Source organism: Streptomyces sp. TG1A-8 (genome assembly GCF_030499535.1).
In the GTDB taxonomy this organism is placed as follows: Bacteria; Actinomycetota; Actinomycetes; order Streptomycetales; family Streptomycetaceae; genus Streptomyces.
Genome location: NZ_JASTLB010000001.1, coordinates 4401853 through 4424504, shown reverse-complemented (window position 1 = coordinate 4424504; position 22652 = coordinate 4401853). Strand labels below are relative to the sequence as shown.

The 22652-nt window shown below is 76.2% G+C and carries 14 protein-coding genes; 11 read left to right on the top strand and 3 right to left on the bottom strand.

What is annotated here, in order from left to right; translation table 11 throughout:
- The first annotated feature begins 160 nt into the window (after positions 1–160).
- From QQY24_RS19350 to QQY24_RS19320, 7 genes are all read left to right on the top strand, one after another.
- Positions 161–3652 (top strand): FtsK/SpoIIIE domain-containing protein, encoded by a 3492-nt coding sequence (locus QQY24_RS19350; RefSeq protein WP_301976292.1) that lies wholly within the window; start codon positions 161–163, stop codon positions 3650–3652.
- Positions 3653–4006: 354 nt separating this feature from the next.
- Positions 4007–5389, top strand: a complete 1383-nt coding sequence (locus QQY24_RS19345) for an ABC transporter substrate-binding protein (RefSeq protein WP_301973946.1) — start codon at positions 4007–4009, stop codon at positions 5387–5389.
- Positions 5390–5459: 70 nt separating this feature from the next.
- Positions 5460–6740: a carbohydrate ABC transporter permease gene (locus QQY24_RS19340; RefSeq protein WP_301976291.1), complete on the top strand. Its 1281-nt coding sequence runs from the start codon at positions 5460–5462 to the stop codon at positions 6738–6740.
- A complete protein-coding gene (locus QQY24_RS19335; protein ID WP_301973945.1) occupies positions 6737–7648 on the top strand; it encodes a carbohydrate ABC transporter permease in 912 nt (303 codons plus the stop codon). Before QQY24_RS19340 ends, QQY24_RS19335 begins: the two co-directional genes overlap by 4 nt.
- A 154-nt stretch (positions 7649–7802) precedes the next feature.
- Positions 7803–10064 carry a bifunctional glycosyltransferase family 2 protein/CDP-glycerol:glycerophosphate glycerophosphotransferase gene (locus tag QQY24_RS19330; RefSeq protein WP_301973944.1) on the top strand — a complete coding sequence of 754 codons (2262 nt, stop codon included), beginning with the start codon at positions 7803–7805 and terminating at the stop codon, positions 10062–10064.
- 125 nt (positions 10065–10189) lie between these two features.
- Positions 10190–12427, top strand: a complete 2238-nt coding sequence (locus tag QQY24_RS19325; protein WP_301973943.1) for a CDP-glycerol glycerophosphotransferase family protein — start codon at positions 10190–10192, stop codon at positions 12425–12427.
- A 6-nt stretch (positions 12428–12433) separates the two neighbouring features.
- Positions 12434–14719 carry a bifunctional glycosyltransferase/CDP-glycerol:glycerophosphate glycerophosphotransferase gene (locus tag QQY24_RS19320; protein ID WP_301973942.1) on the top strand — a complete coding sequence of 762 codons (2286 nt, stop codon included), beginning with the start codon at positions 12434–12436 and terminating at the stop codon, positions 14717–14719.
- A 72-nt stretch (positions 14720–14791) separates the two neighbouring features.
- Here the strand turns inward: QQY24_RS19320 and QQY24_RS19315 are convergent, their stop codons facing one another.
- A complete protein-coding gene (locus QQY24_RS19315) occupies positions 14792–15205 on the bottom strand; it encodes an organic hydroperoxide resistance protein (protein ID WP_301973941.1) in 414 nt (137 codons plus the stop codon).
- Between the two features lie 135 nt (positions 15206–15340).
- On the opposite strand from QQY24_RS19315, the gene QQY24_RS19310 reads away from it, so the two are divergent.
- Positions 15341–15835 carry a MarR family winged helix-turn-helix transcriptional regulator gene (locus tag QQY24_RS19310; RefSeq protein ID WP_301973940.1) on the top strand — a complete coding sequence of 165 codons (495 nt, stop codon included), beginning with the start codon at positions 15341–15343 and terminating at the stop codon, positions 15833–15835.
- Here QQY24_RS19310 and QQY24_RS19305 read toward each other — a convergent pair.
- Positions 15786–17450 (bottom strand): glycosyltransferase family 39 protein, encoded by a 1665-nt coding sequence (locus QQY24_RS19305; protein WP_301973939.1) that lies wholly within the window; start codon positions 17448–17450, stop codon positions 15786–15788. The two genes, QQY24_RS19310 and QQY24_RS19305, sit on opposite strands and share 50 nt — an antisense overlap.
- A 94-nt stretch (positions 17451–17544) precedes the next feature.
- On the opposite strand from QQY24_RS19305, the gene QQY24_RS19300 reads away from it, so the two are divergent.
- The 3 genes from QQY24_RS19300 to galE all read left to right on the top strand — a co-directional run bounded on the left by QQY24_RS19300 (position 17545) and on the right by galE (position 21741).
- Positions 17545–18810, top strand: coding sequence for a glycosyltransferase 87 family protein (locus QQY24_RS19300; RefSeq protein ID WP_301973938.1), 1266 nt, complete (start codon positions 17545–17547; stop codon positions 18808–18810).
- Between the two features lie 97 nt (positions 18811–18907).
- Positions 18908–20764 carry a glycosyltransferase family 2 protein gene (locus QQY24_RS19295; RefSeq protein ID WP_301973937.1) on the top strand — a complete coding sequence of 619 codons (1857 nt, stop codon included), beginning with the start codon at positions 18908–18910 and terminating at the stop codon, positions 20762–20764.
- Positions 20761–21741 (top strand): UDP-glucose 4-epimerase GalE, encoded by a 981-nt coding sequence (gene galE, locus QQY24_RS19290; protein WP_301973936.1) that lies wholly within the window; start codon positions 20761–20763, stop codon positions 21739–21741. Before QQY24_RS19295 ends, galE begins: the two co-directional genes overlap by 4 nt.
- An 83-nt stretch (positions 21742–21824) precedes the next feature.
- Here the strand turns inward: galE and QQY24_RS19285 are convergent, their stop codons facing one another.
- Positions 21825–22451: a TetR/AcrR family transcriptional regulator gene (locus QQY24_RS19285; protein ID WP_301973935.1), complete on the bottom strand. Its 627-nt coding sequence runs from the start codon at positions 22449–22451 to the stop codon at positions 21825–21827.
- Positions 22452–22652: the final 201 nt, after the last annotated feature.

Below are 22652 nucleotides of genomic sequence, written 5' to 3'. Positions count from 1 at the left end.
CGAGCCGTGACGTGCTGGTCACGGCCCCCGCGGGCACGGACCTGGCCGCGGTGGCCTCGGCGCTGGCCACGGCGGTCACCGGAGACGCCGGTGCGGCCCGGGAGTCCTCCGGCGCGCAGGTGGTGCTCTACGCGGGCGCGGAGCGGCTGGACCTGCGCCGCTGCGTCCTCGGCGAGCCCCCGCTGATCGACGGCGCCGTGCTGTCCCTGGGCGCTCCCGCGGCCCCCGAGCCGCATCCCGAGCTGGACGACGCCCCCACCCAGCTGCACGTGGTCGCGGGCCCGGACGCGGGCGGGGTCCACCTCCTGCACGGCGGCCGGATCACCGTCGGCCGCTCCGCCGACGCCGACGTCCCGCTGGACGACCCGGACGTCTCCCGCCTGCACTGCGCGGTCACGGTCGCCGCCGACGGCCGCGTCTCGGTGGCCGACCTCGACTCCACGAACGGCACCGCCCTGGACGGCGCCCGCATCACCGACCGCCCGGTGCGCTTCCCTCCGGGGGCCGTGCTGAGGATCGGCGAGTCCGCCCTGCGGGTTACTCCGTCCGGGGGTCCCGGGGCCCGCGTGCGGACGGTCCCCGACGGCGAGGGCTGCGTGCGGGTCGCCCCGGGGGCGAACCGGCCGGAGCGGCCGAACGGACCGGAGCGGCCGGCGGCGTTCCCGGCGCGCCGGGCGACCGCGCCGGCGGGGGGTCCGGCGGGCACCGGCGCGCGGAACCGCCGTTCGTCCCCGGGCAGGGCGGTGTGCCGGGCATCGAGCGCCGGGGCGGCCACGCGGGCGCACCCGGTTCGTCCGGTGGTGCGCCGGACGCCGGCGGAAGCCCGGGCGCGGGTCGCCCCGGGAGCGCCGGGCGGGGCGGGGGGCCGGCCGCGTCCGGCCCGGTCACCGCGGGCCCGGGCGGCCCGGGCACCGCCCACCACGGCGGGAACGCGCGGGGTGCGGCACCCGGAGCCTTCGGCGCGGACGCCGTTCCGGGCGGCTTCGCGGACGCGCACGAGACGACGGAAGCGGGGGCGTACGGCGCGGGCGGCCCGGACCCCGGTGCGGGCTTCGGGCGCGGCGTGCCGGGCGGTGCGGCAGGGACGCGCGGAGCGGCCGGCGGTGACGGGGTGACGCACGCGGGGCATCACGGGGTCGGCGCGCTCGGGGGCGCGTACTCCGGTACGGCGGGGCAGGGCGCGGTTCCCGGCGCCGTGCCGCCCGGCCCGGGACCGCAGGACACCGACGCCTCCCAGGGCGCCCGGCGCCGGGGCGGGCTCGGCGCGTGGGCGCGGCGGCTGGCCGGTGGGCGCGGGGAACAGCCGGCAGCCGCCCCGGCGGCGCACGAGGCCCCGCGGACCGGCGCGGCCGGGGTGCCGCGGGTGCCGGACGCCTGGCCCGACCCCGCCGCACTGCTGCTCACTGCCCTGGGCCCGGGCCCCCGGCTGTGGGAACGGGGGCCGGGGCACCCCGAGGCACTGGCCGTGCGGCTCGGCACGGCCGACCGGAGCGCGCCGGACGGCTCGGGCGTGCTGCCCGCCGTCCCCGTGACGGCCTCGCTGCGCGAGGTGGGCGGACTGGGCCTGGCCGGTCCGCGCCCCCGGCTGTCCGGGCTGGCCCGCGCGGTGCTGGCCCAGCTGGCCGCACTGCACTCCCCGGACCTGCTGGAGGTCGTGCTGATCAGCGCGGACCGCTCCCGCCCGGTGGAGGAGCGCACGGCCGAGTGGTCCTGGCTGGGCTGGCTCCCGCACGTCCGCCCGGGACACGGCCAGGACTGCCGCCTGCTGCTGGCCTACGACCGCGAACAGGCGGCGGCCCGCACGGAGGAGCTGCTGCGCCGCGTGGACGACTACGCGGCCTCGGGGCGGAGCACGGCGCAGCCGGCTCCGCCCCGGACCCCGGCCGGACCGGCGGCGGGAGCGGTGCCGGCGACCGGCACGGACGGGCGCGGACTCACCGCCGGGGCGGACACGGCGGCGGGCGCCGGCGGACCGGCGCCGTCCGCCGTGGCCCTCCCGGCCGCTCCGGCGGGCTCGGCCCCGGTCGGGGCGCACGCCGGCCCGCCGGCCGGCCGGCGCCCCACCTGGGCGAGGGACGGCGCCGGGCTGGAGGGGCCGGGCGGGTTCCCGGGGCCGTACACCGTGGTCGTGGTCGACGGGGATCCGGGCGGTACCTCCCTGCAGGAGGCCCTGGGGCGGCTGGCCACGGCCGGACCGCGGGCCGGGATCCACGTCCTGTGCCTCGCCGAGACCGAGCCCACCTCGCCCGTCTCGCCGGTGGCGCGGGCGTACGAGGCGGCCTGCGCGGTCACGCCGACCTTCCGGCACTGCGGGGCCGTCGCCCTGCTCAGCGGCGACGTCGCCAGCGCGCTGCACCTGATGCGGATCGCCCCGACGGGTCCCGTCGGCCCGGGTGCGCTCGCCGCCGTGGACGCGGTGTCCGCCGTCTGGGCGGAGCGGTTCGCGCGGGCGCTGGCCCCCCTGCGCGCGGACGGCCCCGCCGACGAAGGGCACGCGCGCGTGGCCGTGCCGCTGCCGCAGTCGGCGCGGCTGCTGGACGAACTGGGGCTCGCCCGGGCGACCCCGGCGTCGCTGATGGCCCGCTGGGCGGACTCGGCCGACGACACCGGGTCACCGGGCGGCCGGGCCCGGGCGGTGCTGGGCGCCGGGCCGCACGGCCCGCTCACGGCCGACCTGGTCGCCGACGGGCCGCACCTGCTGGTCGAGGGGCCGGCCGGCAGCGGCCGTACCGAACTGCTGCGCACCGTGGTCGCCTCGCTGGCCGCCGCCGAGCGGCCCGACCGGCTGGGCCTGGTGCTGATCGACGGCCGGGACGGCGTCGGCACGGGCGCCGGCCGCGGCGAGGGCCTGCGCGTGTGCACGGACATCCCCCATGTGACGACCCACCTGCTCGCCAACGACCCCGTCCGGATGCGGGAGTTCGCGCAGTCGCTGAGCGCCGAGCTGAAGCGGCGGGCGGAGTTGCTGGGCCGGACGGGTTTCGCCGAGTGGCACGCGGCGCGTGCGGTGCCGGGCCGCGTCGTCGCGCAGCGCACGCCGGCGGGGCGGCCGTCCGGGGCCCCGGACGCGGAGGCGACGCCCACCGCCACGCTGCGGCTGCGGCCCGCCGCCGCGCGGCAGCGCACCGAGGTCCCGCCGCCGCTGCCCCGGCTGGTGGTGGTGGTCGACGACCTGGACGCGCTGGTGTCCCCCGCGCTCGGTTCACCGGGCCGGCCCGCCGCCGGTTCGGTGCTGCGGGCGCTGGAGGCGGTGGCCCGGGAGGGCGAGCGGCTCGGCGTGCACCTGGTGGCGACGGCCCAGGCCGGCGGCCGTACGGCGGAGACGGAACCGGCCCGCCGGGCCGCCCTGCGGGTGACGCTGGACGCGCCGAAGTCCGGGCCCGACGAGCCGGCGCCGGGGCGCGGCAGGCTGGCGCACGCGGACGGGCGGGTCACCGGTTTCCAGGGGGGCCGGGTCACGGGCCGCATCCCGCGCACGGCGACCCAGCGGCCCACGGTCGTGCCGCTGGAGTGGCAGCGCATGGGCGACCCGCCGGCCCGCCGGCCGGTGCGCGAACTGGGCAACGGCCCCACCGACCTGGCCCTGCTGGCGAGTGCGGTGGAGCGGGCGGCCCGGGAGGTCTCGGCGGCGCAGGTCCCCTCCCTGCTCTAGGCCCGGCCGCCGCACCCCGGCCCGCCCCGCGGGCGAACGCCGGGAGTGCGGCGACCGGACCCGGTGAGCCCGGCGGCGCCCCGGCCCCCGCACGGGGCCCGACGCCCGCGCACCCGCCGCACCCCTCCCACCGGCACCGCTCGCGCCGCCCCGCCGCACCCCTCCCACCGGCTCCGCCGCGCCCCTCCCGTGAACGCCCCGGCAAGCGCTCGGCGACCGCACGCACGGTCCCCCGTCACGAGCCGGTCACGATCAACCGCCGGACGGCGCAGGCGCTCTTGCCGCCCGTGAGCCGCCCGGCGTAAACCGGACCGAACGGGACAACGTTCCGACGTAACGGAGAACGGGGCAGTGATGCGCAGCAAGAGCAGCACGATCCGGACCGCCAGAGCCGTCACCACCCTCGCCGCCCTGCTCGTGGGAGCGCTCGCGCTCACCGCCTGCTCCGGCGGCGACGACGAGGACGACACCGGGAAGAAGACCGGCGGGTCCACCGCCGGCGGCTCCACCGTCACCCTGCCGAGGCTGAACGGCACGACCCTGGAGGTCTCCGCCGTCTGGACCGGCACCGAGCAGGCGAACTTCAAGAAGGTCCTCGCCGAGTTCGAGGAGCGCACCGGTGCGAAGGTGACGTTCGTGCCCGCCCAGGACCCGATCATCAACTTCCTCGGATCGAAGATCGCGGGCGGCCAGCCGCCGGACGTCGTGCTGCTGCCGCAGCCGGGCGCGATCAGGCAGACCGTGCAGAAGAGGTGGGCCAAGCCGCTCGGCCCGGACGCGCTCAAGGAGCTGCGGGAGAACTACTCGCCGGGCTGGCAGGACGTCGGCAAGGTCGACGGCAAGCAGTACGGCGTCTACTACAAGGCCGCCAACAAGTCGCTGATCTGGTACAACGCCCAGGCGTTCGAGAACGCGGGCGCCAAGGAGCCGAAGACCTGGCAGGAGCTGCTGACGTCGGCGCGGGCGGTGTACGACTCGGGGGTCACCCCGTTCTCGGTCGGCGGCGCGGACGGCTGGACGCTGACGGACTGGTTCGAGAACGTCTACCTGTCCCAGGCGGGCCCGGAGAAGTACGACCGGCTCGCCCAGCACCGGATCAAGTGGACCGATCCGTCGGTGAAGCGGGCGCTGACCACCCTCGCCCAGATCTGGGGCAGGAAGGACTACGTGGCGGGCGGCGCGGACGGCGCGCTGCAGACCGAGTTCCCGGCCTCCGTCACCCAGACCTTCACCGGTGGCGACCAGCCGAAGGCGGCGATGGTCTACGAGGGCGACTTCGCGCAGGTCAACATCGGTGACACCCAGGCGGAGGTGGGCACGGACGCGAAGGTGTTCCCGTTCCCGGCGGTGGGCTCCGAGGCGCCGGTGGTCTCCGGCGGCGACGCGGCCGTCATCCTGGAGGACTCCGAGGGGGCGCAGGCGCTCGCCACCTTCCTGGCCTCCCCGGACGCGGCCACCATCCAGGCCGGGCTGGGCGGTTACCTCTCGCCGAACAGGAACGTGCCGGACTCGGCGTACCCGAACGAGGTGCAGCGCAGGATCGCCAGGGCGCTGGTCGCGTCCGGTGACGACTTCCGGTTCGACATGTCCGACCAGGCTCCGCAGGCCTTCGGCGGCACCCCCGGCAAGGGCGAGTGGAAGGCCCTGCAGGACTTCCTGAAGAACCCGAAGGACGTCGCGGGCGCCCAGGCGAGGCTGGAGAAGGACGCGGCGGCCGCGTACGGGAACGGGAGCTGATCCGGCGATGGCGCCGGCAGCGGCGGCCGGGGCCCCACCGGGCCCCGCCGCGCCCAAGAGCCGCAAGAGCGTGACCGGCACCCGCAGGACGGTGGCAGCCCTCTTCCTGCTGCCGGCCCTGGTGCTGCTCGGCGCGCTCGTGGTCTACCCGATCGGGTACTCGGTCGTCCGCAGCTTCTCCAACGCCTCGGGCGACGGCTTCGCCGGATTCGACAACTACGAGGCGCTGTTCACGGACGACGGCATCCGGACGGCGCTGAAGAACAACGTCCTGTGGGTGGTGTTCGCGCCGACGGTGTCCACCGCGCTCGGTCTGGTCTTCGCGGTGCTGACCGAACGGGTGCGCTGGGGGACGGCGTTCAAGCTGGTCGTCTTCATGCCGATGGCGATCTCGATGCTGGCGGCCGGGATCATCTTCCGGCTGGTGTACGACCAGGACCCGGACAAGGGCGTGGCGAACGCGGTGTGGGTCGGGGTGCACGACACGTTCGCGCGGTCGTCGGCGTTCCCCAAGGCGCACCCGGGCCGGGAATCGCCGCTCGTGCCGCGGGCCGGGGGCTTCGTGACCAGGGCGGCCGTGCACGCCGGGCGGCCGGTCGCCCTCCCGCTCGTCGGGGTCGCCCCCGACCGGATGCCCGACGGGGCGAAGAGGGCGGCGGCCGCGGAGCCTGAGCCGGGGAGGATCACCGGCACCACCTGGCAGGACTTCACCCGCGGCAAGGGCGTCGGCAGGCCGGGCGCGCCGGACCCGTCCGAGCTGGGCTACGCCGGGATGCGGATCGAGGCGGTGAAGGACGGCGAGGTGGTGGCCACGGCCACGGCCGGCGGCGACGGCACCTTCACGCTGCCCGCGAAGGCCGACGGAGCACGGCTGCGGCTTCCGGCGGACAACTTCAAGGAACCGTACGACGGCGTCGACTGGCTCGGCCCGGCGCTGGTCACCCCGGCCGTCATCGTGTCGTACGTGTGGATGTGGGCGGGCTTCGCGATGGTGCTGATCGCGGCCGGGCTCGCGGGCGTGCCCCGGGAGCTGCTGGAGGCCGCGCGGGTGGACGGGGCCACCGAGTGGCAGGTGTTCCGCAGGATCACCGTGCCGCTGCTGGCGCCGGTCCTCGCGGTCGTCGCCGTGACGCTGATGATCAACGTGCTGAAGGTGTTCGACCTCGTCTACATCATCGCGCCGGGCTCGTCCCAGGACGACGCGAACGTGCTGGCCCTGGAGCTGTACCGCAAGGGCTTCGCGGAGGGGCAGCCGGGCATCGCGAGCGCGATCGCGGTGTTCCTGCTGCTGCTGGTGATCCCGGTGATGCTGTTCAACGTTCGTCGGCTGCGGCGGGAGGTGCGGCGATGACGGCGACCGCCGGGGGCATCCGGAAGGCGGCACCGGCCGAGCCGGCGGTGGGGGCACGGCGGTCGCTCGGCGCGAGGGCCGTGGAGAAGCTGGGCGGCGGCCTGGTCCGCGCCTTCCTCGTCGTGGTGGGCCTGTTCTGGCTGGTGCCGACGGTCGGGCTGCTGATCTCCTCCCTGCGCGCGCCGCAGGAGATGAGCGCGAGCGGCTGGTGGCAGGTGTTCGCCGAACCGTCCCGGCTGACCTTCGACAGCTACCGGAAGCTGCTGGAGAACGGCGACATCACCCATTCCCTGGTGAACACCGTGCTGATCACCGTGCCCGCGACCGTGCTGGTCGTGGTGATCGGCTCACTGGCGGGGTACGCCTTCGCGTGGATGGAGTTCCCGGGACGGGACTGGTGGTTCCTCGGCGTGGTCGGCCTGCTGGTCGTGCCGGTGCAGGTGGCACTGATCCCGATCGCCGAACTGTTCGGCGGGATCGGCCTGTTCGGCACGATCCTGGGCGTGGTCCTGTTCCACGTGGGGTTCGGACTGCCGTTCGCGGTGTTCCTGCTGCGGAACTTCTTCGCCGAGATCCCCCGCGAGCTGCTGGAGGCGGCCCGGCTGGACGGCGCCGGTGAACTCCGGCTGTTCGCCCGGGTGGTGATGCCGCTCGGCGGGCCCGCCATCGCGAGCCTCGGCATCTTCCAGTTCCTGTGGGTGTGGAACGACATGCTGGTCGCCCTGGTGTTCACCAAGTCCGGCTCGCAGCCGATCACGGTCGCCCTGCAGACGCAGGTACGGCAGTTCGGCAACAACATCGACGTGCTGGCGCCCGGCGCGTTCATCTCGATGGTGATCCCGCTGGCCGTGTTCTTCGCGTTCCAGCGGCAGTTCGTGTCCGGGGTGATGGCGGGCGCCGTCAAGTAAGCCGGTCCCGGACCGGGTCGGGGGGGCGGGCCGCCGACGGTCCGCCCCCCGGCGTTCACCCGATGTACCTCACCTGCCGCACGGGCCGTAACCAAGTCGCTCCACCGGCCGTTCCCGGGCAGAACGCCCGCGCCAACCGACCCCTGGATGTGCCGTGCCCCGGTTCAGTGTCATCGTCCCCGCGTACCAGGTCCAGGCGTACCTCTCCGAGTGCCTGGACTCGGTGCTCTCGCAGTCCTGCACCGACCTCGAACTGATCGCCGTGGACGACTGCTCACCGGACGCCTGCGGCGCGATCATCGACGAGTACGCGGCGCGCGACGCGCGCGTCAGGGCCGTCCACCTGGCGGAGAACGGGGGCCTGGGGCGCGCCCGCAACGCCGGCACGGCCGAGGCGACGGGTGACTACCTGGTCTTCCTGGACGGCGACGACACGCTCACCCCGGACGCACTGCGCGCGATCGCCCGCCGGATCGAGGAGACGGGCGGACCGGACGTCCTGGTCTACGACTACGCGCGCACCCACTGGGACGGCCGGACGGTCCGCAACCGCATCGCGGCCCCGCTGACCGAGCGGGGCCCGGCACCGTTCCGGCTGGCGGACCGGCCGGGGCTGCTGCGGGTGCTGATGGTGGCGTGGAACAAGGCGTACCGGCGGGAGTTCGTCGAGCGCGAGGGGTTCGCGTTCCCGCCGGGCTACTACGAGGACACCCCGTGGACCTTCCCGGTGCTGATGGCGGCCGGGTCGATCGCCACCCTGGACCGGGTGTGCGTGCACTACCGGCAGCGCCGGCGGGGCAGCATCCTGCGCACCACCAGCCGCAGGCACTTCGACGTCTTCGAACAGTACGACCGGGTGTTCGCGTACGTGGAGCGGCGGCCGGAGCTGCACGTCTGGCGGCCGGAGCTGTTCCACCGGATGGTCGACCACCACCTCACGGTCCTCACCCGCCGCGACCGGCTGCCGCGGGGCAGCCGCGCGGAGTTCCTGCGCCGGGCCCGCACCCACTACCGCCGGTACCGGGTGCCGGGCACGAGAACCCCGCCGGGCTCCCGGGTGCGGCACCTCCTGGTCCGCTTCGGCCTGCACCGCGTCCTGGGCGCCCTGCGGCTGGCCTCGGCGGTCCGCCGGCGCGCGCTGGGGTCCGCCGGCAGGGCGGCCCGCGCCCTGCGGACCGCCGCCCTGCGGCTGCACTACCTGGTCCAGCTCCACCTGCCGCTGCACGCCGACCGCGCGGTGTTCGCCCCCGGCGGCGGCCGGGACCACGGCGGCGGGCCGGGCGCGCTGGAGGAGGCGTTCCGCGCGCACGCCCCGCACGTCCGCACCGCGTGGATCGCCGGCCCCGGGCACCGGCGGCCGGACCCGTCGGGCCCGCGCCCGCTGCGGCCGGGCACGGCCGCCTGCCAGGCGGCGCTGGCCCGCTCCCGGTACCTGGTCACCGACACCGGCTTCGGCCCCGGGCTGCGCAAGCGCCGGGGCCAGGTCCTCGTGCAGGCGCAGGACGGCACCCCGCTGCGGCACACGGGCCTGGACCTGCAGGAGCATCCGGCGGCGGCCCGGGACACCGACTTCGGGCAACTGCTGCGGGAGGTCGACCAGTGGGACTACGTGCTGTCCGGCAACCGGCACTCCACCCTCGTCTGGGAGCGGGTGCACCCCGGCCACTACACCACGCTGGAGTACGGCAGTCCGCGCAACGACGTCTTCCAGCGGGCCACCGCGGCGGACGTGGCCCGGCTGCGCGCGTCGCTGGGCGTCCCCGGGGACTCGGTGGCCGTCCTGTACGCGCCCGTGCCCCGCGACCACGTGCGCACCCAGTACCCGCCGCTCGACCTGGAGCGGATCTCGCACCGCCTCGGCCCGCGCTTCGTGATCCTGGCCCGCGCGCACCCCGCGCCCGGCGGCACCCCCGGCGGGGGCGCCCGGATCGTCGACGTCCGCGGCCACCCGAGCCTGGAGTCCCTGTGCCTGGCCTCGGACGCGCTGGTCACGGACTACTCGTCCCTGATGTTCGACTACGCCAACCTGGACCGGCCGATCGTCGTCCACACCGGGGACTGGGACGTGTACCAGGCCACCCGGGGCACCTACCTGGACCTGCGGACCTTCCCGCCGGGCGCGGTGGTCCGCAGCGAGGACGAGCTGATCGACGTCTTCGCCACCGGTCACTGGCAGGGCACCCGCGCGGCCAGGCTGCGGGCGGCGTTCCGGGAGCGGTTCTGCCCGTACGACGACGGGCACGCCGCCGAGCGGGTCGTACGGCACGTGGTGCTGGGCGAGACGCGGGGGCTCCCGGCGTTCGTCCCGCTCGCCGGGCGCCGGCCGGCGCCGTCGGCGGCGGCCGCGTCCGCGTCCGTCCCGCCGGTCCCCGCACCGCAACCTTCCGGTTCCTCCCCCGTCACCGGGAGCCGCTGAACGGCGTTGTGCCTTCCGGGAGTTCCCGTGCCCCCCGGCACGACGCGGTCCGCCCCCGGCCGGCCCTCCAGCCGGCGTCCGGCGGGGCGGCCCGGTCGTGCCGGCAAGACGACAGAGAGAACAGAATGCCCCGCTTCAGCATCATCGTCCCGTCCCACGCGGACGGGGCCCCCTCCGCCCGAGCCGGTTCGCGGGCGGGAGAGGGCCGGCTGTCCCAGGCGCTGGACTCGGTCCTCGCCCAGTCCTTCGCCGACCTGGAGCTGATCCCGGTCTGCGCCGTTCCCGGTTCCCCGGACGCCGCGGTGGCCGCCGCGTACGCCGGGCGGGACGCCCGGGTGACCCCGGTCGACGCGCCGGCGTCCGCCGGGCCGGGCGGGGTGCGCAACGCCGGGGTGCGGGCGGCGGGGGGCGCGTACGTGCTGTTCCTCGACGGCGGCGACCTGCTGCTGCCGGGCGCGCTGGCGGCGCTGGACGCGCGGCTGGCCGAGACCGCCGGCGCCGACGTGCTCTACGCCGAACACGAGCGGACCCCCTGGTGGGAGGGCGAGCCGACGAATCCGGTCGCCCCGTTGCTGGCCGGGGCCCCGAAGGGGGCGTTCGCGCCCGGCGACGCGCCCGAGCTGACCGGTGTCGGCATCCCGGCCTGGAGCGCGGTCTACCGCCGTTCCTTCCTCACCGACAACGGCCTCGACTTCCCCGACGGCCACTTCACCGAACTCGGCTGGGGCGGGCTGACCACCATCGCGGCCACCCGGATCGCGGTGCTGCGCCAGGCCGTCGTGCGGCACCGGCTGCGCCGCCAGGGCAGCAGGCTCAACCTGCCCGGAGCGCACCAGCACGCCCTGCTGGACCAGGTGGAGCTGGTGCTGACCCGGGCGGCCGAGCACGGGCTGCCCGCCGAACGGACCCGGCCGCTGTTCGAGCAGCTGTTCGCCCGGGTACTGAGGACGGCGTCCCGGCCGGAGCGGCTGCCCTGCGGCCACCGTGCCTTCTTCCGCCGGGCCGGCCGCCTCTACCGCCGCCACCGCCCGGCCGGCTACCAGGCGCCCGGCGGCAGCCTCGGCGTGCAGCACCGGCTGCTGGCGACCGGCGCGTACACCGCGTTCCGGGCGCTGCGCGGTGCCAACCAGACCGCGGTGAGAGCCGCCGAGGGCCTGCCGCGCCCGCACATGCTGCGCACCCGGCTGCGCTACGCCCGCGACCTGCGCCGCCCGCTCGACCCGGAGCTGGCCGTCTACTGCGCCTACTGGGGGCGCGGCTACGCCTGCAACCCGGCCGCCATCCACGCCAAGGCGCGCGAACTGGCCCCGCACATCCGGTCGGTGTTCCTGGTGGAGGCCGGCCAGGCGGCCGCGGTGCCACCGGGCGTGGAGCACGCGGTGATCGGGTCCCGCCGCTACTGGGAGGTGCTGGCCCGCGCCACGTACCTGGTGAACAACGCCAACTTCGCCGAGGGCGTCGTCAAGCGGCCCGGCAGCGTGCACCTGCAGACGCAGCACGGCACCCCGCTGAAGACGATGGGCGTGGACCAGTCGACGTACCCGGTGGTGGCCGCGCGGACCGGCAGCTTCGCCAAGCTGCTCGGCCGGGTGGACCGCTGGGACTTCAACCTGTCGTCCAACCGCCACTCCACCCAGATGTGGGAGCGCGCCTTCCCGGGCTCCTACGAGCACCTGGAGTACGGCTATCCGCGCAACGACGTCTACTACACGGCGACCGCCGACGACGTGGCCCGCGTCCGGCGCGACCTGGGCGTGCCCGAGGGCAGCAGGGCCGTGCTGTACGCGCCGACCCACCGCGACCACCACACCGGCTTCGAGACCGGCCTGGACCTGGAGGCGTTCTGCGAGGCGGCCGGCCAGGACGTGGTCGTCCTGCTGCGCGCCCACTACTTCTACGACCGGGGGCGCGCGCGGGGCTCCGGCCGGGTCATCGACGTCACCGCGCACCGCTGCGCCGAGGACGTGTGCCTGGCCGCGGACGCGCTGGTCACGGACTACTCCTCGATCATGTTCGACTACGCCAACCTGGACCGGCCGATCGTCGTGTACGCCGACGACTGGGAGGTCTACCGGGAGACGCGGGGCGTCTACTTCGACCTGATGGCCGGGCCTCCGGGACCGGTCGCCCGCACCCCGGACGAGCTGGCCCGTGTCTTCGCCGACGGCTCCTACGCGGGAGCGGGGTCGGCGGCCCTGCGGGCCGCGTTCCGGGAGCGGTTCTGCCAGTTCGACGACGGGCGCGCCGCCGAGCGCGTGGTGCGGCGGGTGCTGCTCGGCGAACCGCCGGAGGCGATCCCGCCGGTGGTCCCGCTCGCCGAACGCGTCCCCGCACCCGCCGCCGCGACCCCCGTGAGGAGCTGACCCGCCGTGCCCCGCTTCAGTGTGATCGTCCCCTGTTTCAAGGTGCAGGGCTTCCTGCGCGAGTGCCTGGACTCGGTGCTGGAGCAGTCCTTCGAGGACCTGGAACTGATCGCCGTGGACGACTGCTCACCGGACGGCTCCGGCGCCATCCTGGACGAGTACGCGGCGCGCGACCCGCGCGTGACGGTGCTGCACCTGCCGGAGAACGTCGGCCTGGGCCGCGCCCGCAACGCCGGCATGCCGCACGCCACCGGCGACTACCTGTTCTTCCTGGACAGCGACGACACCCTCACCCCGGGCGCCCTGCGCGCCGTCGCCGACCGGCTGGCGGAGGCCGGCGACCCGGACGTGCTGGTCTTCGACTACGCGCGCACCTACTGGTGGGGCGGCACCCGGCGCAACGTGCTCGCGCACGTCCTGGCCGGCGGGGGTCCCCCCCGTCCGGACGGGGCCGGGGCCCCGGCCGGGGGCGCGGCCGGGGGCGCGGACACCTTCACGGCGGCCGGGCGCCCGGAGATCCTGGACCTGCTGATGGTGGTGTGGAACAAGGTGTACCGGCGGGACTTCGTGACCGGGCACGGCTTCCGCTTCCCGCCCGGCTACTACGAGGACACGCCCTGGACCTTCCCGGTCATGCTCAGCGCGGGGCGGATCGCCGCCCTGGACCGGATCTGCGTGAACTACCGGCAGCGCCGGCAGGGCAGCATCCTGTCCACCACCAGCCGCAAGCACTTCGACGTCCACGACCAGTACGCGCGGGTCTTCGCCTTCGTCGACCGGCACCCGGACCTGTGGGACTGGCGGCCGTACCTGCACCGCAAGATGGGCGAGCACTGCCTGGACATCCTCGCCAAGCCGGACCGGCTGCCGCCCGCGGACAAGGCGGAGTTCTTCCGGCGCACGGCCGAGATGTTCCGGGCCCACAAGCCCGAGGGCGTCCGCGTGGACGGCGAGACCGCCCTGCTGGAGGGGTCGTACGCGCGCTACCGGCTGAGCCGGCAGGCCGGACGGGCCGGCCGGGAGGCCGCGCGGCGGGCTGCGCAGGCGCGCCGTGCGGCCGGCGCGCGCGCCCGGCGCGGCTTCGCCGCCCTGCACGCGTGCCGCCCGCTGGACCCGCACCTGGTGGTGTACTCGGCGTCCTCGCACCGGGGCGTGCTGGGCGACCCGGCGGCCGTGTACCGCAAGGCGCGGGAGATCGCCCCGCAGCTGCGCGGGGTGTGGGTGGTCCGGGACGAGGAGACCGCGGCGCGGCTGCCGCCCGGGGTCGAGTGGGTCCGGGTGGACTCCCGGCGCTACCTGGAGGTCACCGCGCGGGCGGCGTTCTTCGTCAACGACGTCAACTGGCCCGGCTCCCTGGCCAAGCGGCCCGGCAGCGTGCACATCCACACCCACCGGGGCACCCCGCTGAAGTATGCGGGCGCCGACCTGCGGGACAAGCCCGGCGCCCGGCTCGGCCTCGACGTGCCGCAGATGCTGCGCCGGGCCGACCGCTGGGACTACAGCCTGGTCGCCAACCGGCACTCCGAGCTGGTCTGGGAGCGGGCCTACCCGTGCCACTTCACCTCGGTGCGCACCGGCAGCCCCCGCAACGACGTGCTGGCCGTCCCGGCCGAGGGGGCGGGCAGCGCCTTCCGGCTGCGGCACGGCATCCCGGAGGACCACACGGTGGTGCTGTACGCGCCGACCCGCCGGGACTACCGCCGGGGCGGGCACGTGGAACGGATCGACCCGGCCCGGTTCGCGGCCGACCTGGGCGCGGGACACACCCTCGTGGTCCGGCTGCACCCGACGCTCGCGCAGGGGCCCGCGCGGGGCATGGGCCTGTCGGAACTGGCCCGGCGCGGGATCGTGGTCGACGCGACGGACGAACCGCACGTCGAGGAGGTGCTGCTCGCCGCGGACGCGCTGGTGACGGACTACTCGTCCCTGATGTTCGACTACGCCAACCTGGACCGGCCGATCGTCGTCCACGCCGACGACTGGGCCGCGTTCACCGCGAGCCGGGGTGCCTACCTCGACATCACCGCCGAGGCGCCGGGCCGCGTCTCGCGCTCCTATCCGGAGCTGGTCTCGCTGTTCGCCTCCGGGGCGTGGCGGGACGAGGGGGCGGCGCGGGCGCGGGCGGAGTTCCGGGCCCGGTTCTGCGAGTTCGACGACGGCCGGGCCGCCGAGCGGGTCGTGCGCACGCTGCTGCTGGGCGAGCCGGCGGCCGGGGGCCCGCACGGCGCGGGGAGCGCGGACGCGCACATCCCGGGCCAGACGGTCACCGGCGACCTGCTGACCCCGATGTGAGGCCGTGCGCGGGTCACCGGTGGCACCGGACACCGCCGCGGGGCCACCGGGCGCGGCCCGGTGGCCCGTCCGCTACTCGATGACGAGGTCGACCTCGATGTTGCCGCGGGTGGCGTTGGAGTAGGGGCACACCTGGTGGGCGGTCTCGACCAGCTTGCGGCCGGTCGCCTCGTCCAGGGTGTCGGGCAGCTCGACGCGCAGCGTCACCTTCAGCCCGAAACCCTCGCCCTGCTTGCCGATGCCGACCTCGGCGGTCACCGCGGCGTCGCTGACGTCCACCTTCGCCTGTCGGCCGACCAGGCCGAGGGCGCTGCCGAAGCAGGCGGCGTACCCGGCGGCGAAGAGCTGCTCGGGGTTGGTGCCCTGGCCGTTGCCGCCCATCTCCACCGGCATGGCCAGGGCGACGTCGATCCTGCCGTCGGAGGAGACGGCGCGGCCCTCGCGGCCGTGGGTGGCGGTGGCGACGGCGGTGTAGAGCGCGTCCATGGAAGACCATCCCTTGGAAGAGTGACTGCTGGTCCGGCGGCCGGTCCCGGCCGCCTCACGACCATGAGTAGAGCACACAATTAAGTTGTACGCAATTGAATGGCTTGCAATGGCCTGCGGAGCTACCCTGGAACCATGACCGAAATGCCGTCCCCCACCCCCTCCCCGGCCCCCGAGGCGGACTGGCTTCGCCTGGACCGCCAGATCTGCTTCTCCCTGCACGCCGCGTCGCGCGCCTTCAACGGCGTCTACCGCGTGGTCCTCGGGGATCTCGGGCTCACCTACCCGCAGTACCTGGTGATGCTGGTGCTGTGGGAGCGGGACGACCTGTCGGTCAAGAAGCTCGGCGAGCACCTGCGCCTCGACTCCGGCACGCTCTCGCCTCTGGTCAAGCGGCTGGAGGGGGCCGGCCTGGTGCGGCGCGAGCGCAGCGCGCGGGACGAGCGGTCGGTGCGGGTGCGGCTCACCGGCGAAGGCGCGGCGCTGCGGGAGCGCGCCGTCGAGGTGCCGCGCCGGATCGCGGCGGCCACCGGTTTCGGCCTGGCGGAGATCGGCGAGCTGCGCGAGCGCCTGGACCGGCTCACGACCGCGCTGGACGCCGCGGTGCTGGAGGAAACGCGGGGGCACTGAGCGCACCGGCCCGGCGGACGTAGAGGCGGACGGTCACCTTGCCGCGCACGGACTCCCGGCCGGGCACGAAGTCCCGCGCGAGGACGTCGAGTTTGGTCCGTTCGACGGGGCCGTGCGGCCGCCAGCGCCCGGCGAGCAGACCCCGGTCCGCCACGACCCACACCCGGTCGAGCCGGGCCAGGTCGCGCCGCAGGGCCCGCGGACCGGCCTCCCGCCCGTACAGGGTCCCGGAGCCGGCCCCCGGTTCCACCAGCGCCACGTCCCGCACCCCGCGGAACGCCCCCGGGTAGGCGAGGGCCGCGTTGCGCGCCTGCACCGGCACGAACACCACCCCCTCCCCCGCCCGGACCTCCCGCGCCACGGCCCGTGAGACCGCGGCGAGGTCGTCGGGGCGGCGGCCGGGGTCGTGGTCGTCGCGGAGCCGGGGCACCTGGTGGGCCAGGGCGAGGGCGAGGACGAGGACGCCGGCCAGCGGGAGACGGGCGGGGCCGGGCAGGGCGGCCGTCCGTCCGGGGGGCGCCGGTGCGGCCGGCGAAGGACGCCCCCGCAGGTGCCGCACGGCCCCGGCCGCCCGGTCGGCCCCGCAGGCCACCAGCAGCGGGGCCCCCGACAGGGCGTACAGCACGTACCGGTCGACGTACAGCGGCGACACCTGCGACACCAGCATCAGGCCGGCCGGCGGCACCACGGCCAGCGGCAGGGCGACCCCCGCCAGGGTCACCTCCCCCGGCCGCCCCACCACCGTCGCCGCCCCCAGCAGGGCCAGCGCGAGGCACACCCAGTAGACCCCGTCCGTCGGCCCGAGGAACGCCCGCAGCAGCCCCTGCGCCGTCTCCGCCGTCGGCTTGCGCAACCAGGCCACCTGCGCCGACTGGGCGTGGGACGCGAGGGCCATCGGCACCAGCGCGGCCCCCACCGCACCGGCCGCGCGCCCCCAGCCCCGCCACACCGCCGCCCCGGCCCGGGCCAGCACCAGCGACCCCGCGTGGGCGGGCAACAGCAGGACGGCGAACTCGTGCAGCCAGCAGGTGAGGCCGAGGAGGGTGCCGTACGCCCACCAGGAACCGCCGCGCACCGCCCGGACGAACAGCAGCGTGGCCCCGGTGGCACCGGCCGCGACCAGCGCGTAGGAGCGGCCCTCCTGCGCGTAGTGCGCGGCCATCGGCGTGGTCGCGTACAGCAGTCCGGCCCACAGCCCGACGCGCGGCCGGCCCAGCCGGGTGCCGAGCGCGGCCACCAGCCCCGCGGTCACCGCCGCCGCGCCCACGGACGGCAGCCGGAGGACGACCTCGCCGGGGTGGACGGCGAGGACGGCGTGCATGAGGAGGTAGTACAGGCCGTGCACCGCGTCCACGCCGTGCAGCAGCCGCCAGATCTGCGGCACCGTGCGGCGCGCGACCTGGAAGGTGACGGCCTCGTCGCGCCACATCCCGCCGCGGTCGAGGCCCCACAGTCCGAGCGCGAGCATCACCAGCGCGGGCACGGACACGGCGAGGGCGCGCCGGACGCGCGAGGGCGCCCGGCTCGTCCCGCGAGCCGTCGCGCCGTCCGGCACGACGGCTGCTGCTCCAGTCGACTGGCGCGACTGCGGTTCCACCAGAGGCCCGACGTTCATCACGGCCCGATCTTTCGCGATTGGCCAACCCGTTCCGGTCATTGACGGCGTATCGGCAGGAATACACCATCCGCGCGGATTAGGCTCCCACGCGATGAACCGTCCCCGTGTCACCCCCGGCCCGGTCCTCGCCCTCGGCGCCGCCTGGTTCGCCACCCGCGCGCTGATGCTGTGGCTGCTCGCCCACAACGGCGCGTCCCTGCTCGGCGGGGGCGCGGTGGCACGCGAGGTGTGGCGGCTGTACGCCCACTGGTACGGCGTCCTGTCGCACGGCGCGTTCCCGGCGCGCGACGCCACCTGGCAGTACCCCCCGGGCGCCGGGGCGGTGCTGCTGGCGCCGGGCCTGGTGCCGGGGCTGACGTACTTCCAGGCGTTCGTGCTGCTGACGCTGGCCGCGGACGCCCTCGTCGCCGTGGCGCTGGTGCGCGCGGGGACGCGGCCCGGCCGGAGCCTGCTCGGCGCGGCGGTGTGGACGGGCGGCCTGCCGCTGCTGCTGCACCTGCCGCTCGCCCGGTACGACGTGCAGGTCACCGCGTTCGCCGTGCTCTCCCTGCTGGCGTCGGCGCGCTTCCCGCGCGCGGGCGGCGCCCTCGCAGCGCTGGGCGCGCTGGTGAAGGTGTGGCCGGCGCTGGTGCTGCTGGGGACACCCCCGGGGCGCGCGACCCGGACGGCGTGGGCGTGGGCGGTGGCCGTCGGGGGCGCCTCGCTCGCCCTCCTGGCGGTGTCGTTCAGCGACCCGTTCGCCTTCCTGCGGGAGCAGGGGGGCCGGGGCGTGCAGATCGAGTCGCTCGGCGGTACGGCGCTGAACCTCGCACGGCACGCCGGCTGGTCCGGCCGCTCCCGCTACCAGTACGGCGCGATCGAACTGGTCGGCCCGCACGTGACCGCGGTCGCCGCCGCCTCCCTCGCGCTCACGACGGCCGCCTTCGGGCTGCTGGTGGTGTGGAGGGTGCGGGCGCGGCGCTGGAGCGAGGCCACGCCGTACGACGCGGCGCTGAGCGCGGTGCTGCTGTTCACCGTCACCAGCCGGGTCATCAGCCCCCAGTACCTGATCTGGCTGCTGGGGCTGGCCGCCGTGTGCCTGACCTCGCGCCGCACCAGCCAGCGTCCCGTGGCGGCGCTGGTGCTGGCGGCGGCCGCGCTGAGCAGCGCGGCCTTCCCGGTGTTCTACCGGGAGGTGGTCGACGGCACCTGGGCCGGCTGCCTGCTGACGGCGGCCCGCAACGGGCTGCTGGCGGCCGCCGCCGTGCTGTCCGTCGTCCGGCTGTGGCGCTCGGCACGGCCCCGGGCCGGGGAGGCGGCGCCGGCGGCGGGGACCCGCCCCGGCCGTCACCCCGACCGGACGCTCGCCGCCCCTTGAGCCGCCCCTTGAGCCGCCCCTCGAAGGGCACATCGGCGTACATTCCGGTATATCTGGGGTCCCGCACCCCCGGCCCGTGGACCCCTGGACCCCTCTCATGCCGCCAGACCCGCCAGAGCAGTCCCCCGCCCCGCGGGCCGGCGTCGTCGTCATCGGCTACAACGACGCCGCCCACGTGGCCGACGCCGTGCGCTCGGCGCTCGCCCAGGGGCCGGCCGTGGGCGAGGTGGTCGCCGTGGACGACCGTTCCACGGACGGCAGCGCCGAACTGCTGGCCCGCCTGGCCGCCCGCGAGCCCCGGCTGCGGGTGGTGCGCCGGGAGGCGAACAGCGGCGGCTGCGGCAGCCCGCGCAACACCGGCGCCGACGCGGTGACGATGCCGTACGTGATGTTCCTGGACAGCGACGACGTGCTGCCCCCCGGCGCGGTGGACGCCCTGCTGGCGGCGGCCACGGGGGCGCGCGCCGAGGTGGCGGGCGGGCTGTGCGTGCGCCGGGAGCTGCCCTCGGGGCGCGAACAGCCGTGGCAGGCCTCCCTCTACGCAGCGCACGCCGTCCTCGCGCACCCCTCCCGGCGCCCCCGGCTGGTCCACGACACGCTGTGCGTCAACAAGCTGTACCGGACCGGTTTCCTGCGCGAGCACGGCATCCGCTTCCCCGAGGGCCGCTTCCTGTACGAGGACTTCGTCTTCGGCGCGCGCGTGCTGGCCGCCGCGCCGCGCATCGCGCTGGTGCCGGACCGCGTGTACGTGTGGCACGTGCGCCGGTCGGCCGGGCGGCCGTCGCTCTCCCTGGACCGGGAGCGCGTCGACAACTGGAAGGCGCGCGCCGAGGCCTGCGCGCTGGCCCACGACATCCTGCTGGACGCCGGCCAAAAGGAGCTGGCGCGCGCCGCGCGGGCCAAGTTCCTCGACCACGACCTGCGCATGTACGCGCGCGAGCTGGGCCTGCGCGACGCGCACTACCAGCGCGCCTGGTGGGCGCACACCCGTGAGCACCTCGCCCGCTACGACGCCGCCGACTGGGCCTCGAACCCGGCGGCACCCGGAAGGCTGCTCGCCCGGGTCGTCCTGGCCTCCCCCGAGCCGCGCGACCTGCACCGCCTGAGGGAGCTGGCCGCCCGCCCGGCCCGCCTGCTGCCGCCCTACGCCCGTGCCGCCGACGGCACTCCCGTCTGGTCCGCCGACCTCCCCCGGGTCTCCCTGGCCCCCCTGCTGACCCGCCCCGCCGGCCTCCTCCCCCTGGCGGTGGACGCGGAACTGCGCCCGCGCGCGCGTGCCGCCCGGCTGCGCCTGCGGCTGCACGAGCTGTACGGGCGGGTGGCCGAGGCCGGGCCGCAGGAGGTGGTGGCGCAGTGGCACGCCCGGGAGGACGGGCGGGTGGCCCAGCGCGCGACGGCCCGGTTCACGCCCTCGGGCGGGCAGGGCGCGCGGGGAACGGGGGACGCGGCGGGTACGGCGGGCACTGCGGACCCGGTGGGCACTGCGGACGCTGCGGGTACGCAGGCCACGGACCGCACGGGCGGTGCCGGTGCCGGCACCTGGGTGGCCGAGGTGCCCGTCGGCCCGGCCGCGCTCGGCGCGGGCACCTGGGACCTGCGCCTGACCCTGCGCTTCGCGGACGGCACGTCCCGGCAGGTCACGGCGCACGCCCGCGCGGGCGCCGGCCGCCTGCGCCGGCGCGCGGTCCCGTGCGCCCGGCACGGCGTATTGCTGGTCCAGCCCTACGCCACGCACTCCGGCGCGTTGGCCCTGCGCGTGGCGACGGGGGTGCGGGGCGCCGTGGCGGTCGCCCGCGGCCGGCTCCGCCGCCTGCTCCGCCGCGGCCGGGCCGCGCGGGGGACCACCGGGCCGCGGGGACGACGGCCCGCGGGGGTCGCCGACGAGTCCACCACCGGGGTCCGCGGGCGAGGACCGCGGACGAGGTTCCGCAGACGAGGGGACGGCCGCACATGACCTGGTTGATCACCGGCGGCGCCGGATACATCGGGGCGCACGTCGTGCGCGCGATGACCGGGGCGGGCGAGCGGACGGTGGTCTACGACGACCTGTCCACCGGGGACGCCGGACGCGTCCCGCGGGAGGTCCCGCTGGTGGTGGGCTCCGTCCTGGACGGAGGGAGACTGGCCCGCGCCATCGCCGCCCACCAGGTCACCGGGGTGGTCCACCTGGCGGCGAAGAAGCAGGTGGGCGAGTCGGTGGGGCGCCCGCTGCACTACTACCACGAGAACGTGGAGGGGCTGCGGGTCCTGCTGGAGGCGGTGACGGCGGCACCGGTCACGGCGTTCGTGTTCTCGTCGTCGGCGGCGGTGTACGGCATGCCGGACGTGGACGTCGTCACCGAGGAGACCCCCTGTCGGCCGCTGTCCCCGTACGGCGAGACCAAGCTGGCCGGCGAGTGGCTGGTGCGCGCCGCGGGCCGGGCGGCGGGGCTGGCGACCGCGTCCCTGCGCTACTTCAACGTCGCGGGCGCGGCCACCCCCGCCCTGGCCGACACGGGCGTGTCGAACCTCGTCCCGATGGTCTTCCACCGGCTCACCGAGGGCACGGCCCCGCGCGTCTTCGGCGACGACTACCCGACCGCCGACGGCACCTGCGTGCGGGACTACATCCACGTGGTCGACCTGGCCGAGGCCCACGTGACGGTCGCCCGCGCCCTGCGCTCCACGCCCGGCCTCGACCTGACCCTCAACGTCGGCCGCGGGGAGGGCGTCTCGGTGCGCGAGATGATCGACCGCATCAACGCGGTCACCGGGTACGACCACCCGCCGACGATCGCCCCGCGCCGTCCCGGTGACCCCGCCCGGGTCGTCGCCTCCGCCGACCGCATCGCCACGGAACTGGGCTGGCGGGCCGCGCACGACGTCCAGGACATGATCACCTCCGCCTGGGAGGGCTGGGTCCGGCTGCACCCGGCGGCGGCCCGGGCCTGACCCGCCCGGACGGCCGGGGGCCGCCCCTCAGGGGGGTGGGGAACCGCGCGGCCGGCCGCCCGCCGCCCGCGGCGGCGGGCGCGTCACAGCGCCTTCAGCGCTCCCGCGGTGGCCCGGGCCAGCTGCTCCAGGTACCCCTTCGGCGGCTTCGGGGAACGGATCACCACCGAACGCCAGTACAACGGGCCGGAGATCAGGTCCAGCACCAGGTCGGCGGCCAGCCCGGCCCGCACCTCCCCGCGCCGTTCCGCCGCCGCCACGATCCTGCTGGCCAGGCCCTCCTGGCCGTCCCGCAGGGCCTTTTGGAACGCCTCCGCGATGTCCGGATTGCGGGCCGCCTCCGCCTGGAGGTCGGGGATGACCTGCGAGGCGACGGGGTGCCGCAGCGCCCGGGACGTGACCTCGTACAGCAGGCGCAGGTCGCCCTCCAGGGACCCCGTGTCCGGGACCGGCAGCCCCAGCACCGCCATCGCCGACACCACGTCCAGCACCAGGTGCAGCTTGGAACGCCAGCGCCGGTACACCGCCGTCTTCCCGACGCCCGCCCGCCGCGCGATCCCCTCGATGGACATCCGCGCGTACCCGACGGCGGCCAGTTCCTCGAAGACGGCCGCCCGGATGGCCTCGGTCACGTCCGGACGGAGCACGGCGGCCCCCGCGGGGGTCCGCCGGCGCGGACGCGGCGGGGGCTCGTCGGCGTTCGTCGTCATGCGGACCAGCATAGGGCGTGAGGACGGAACGGTTGCGTTCCGACGACGATTGGCCCTACGCTCCCGTTGCGACGATACGGTCCCGTCCCGACGTAAGAGAACGCGAAGAGAAGCGTAAGGAAACGCCGGGCGAACCCCGGACGACGCGGACACCGGCGGCAGCCGGCCACGGCACCCCCCTCCCCCGAGCGAAAGCAGCGG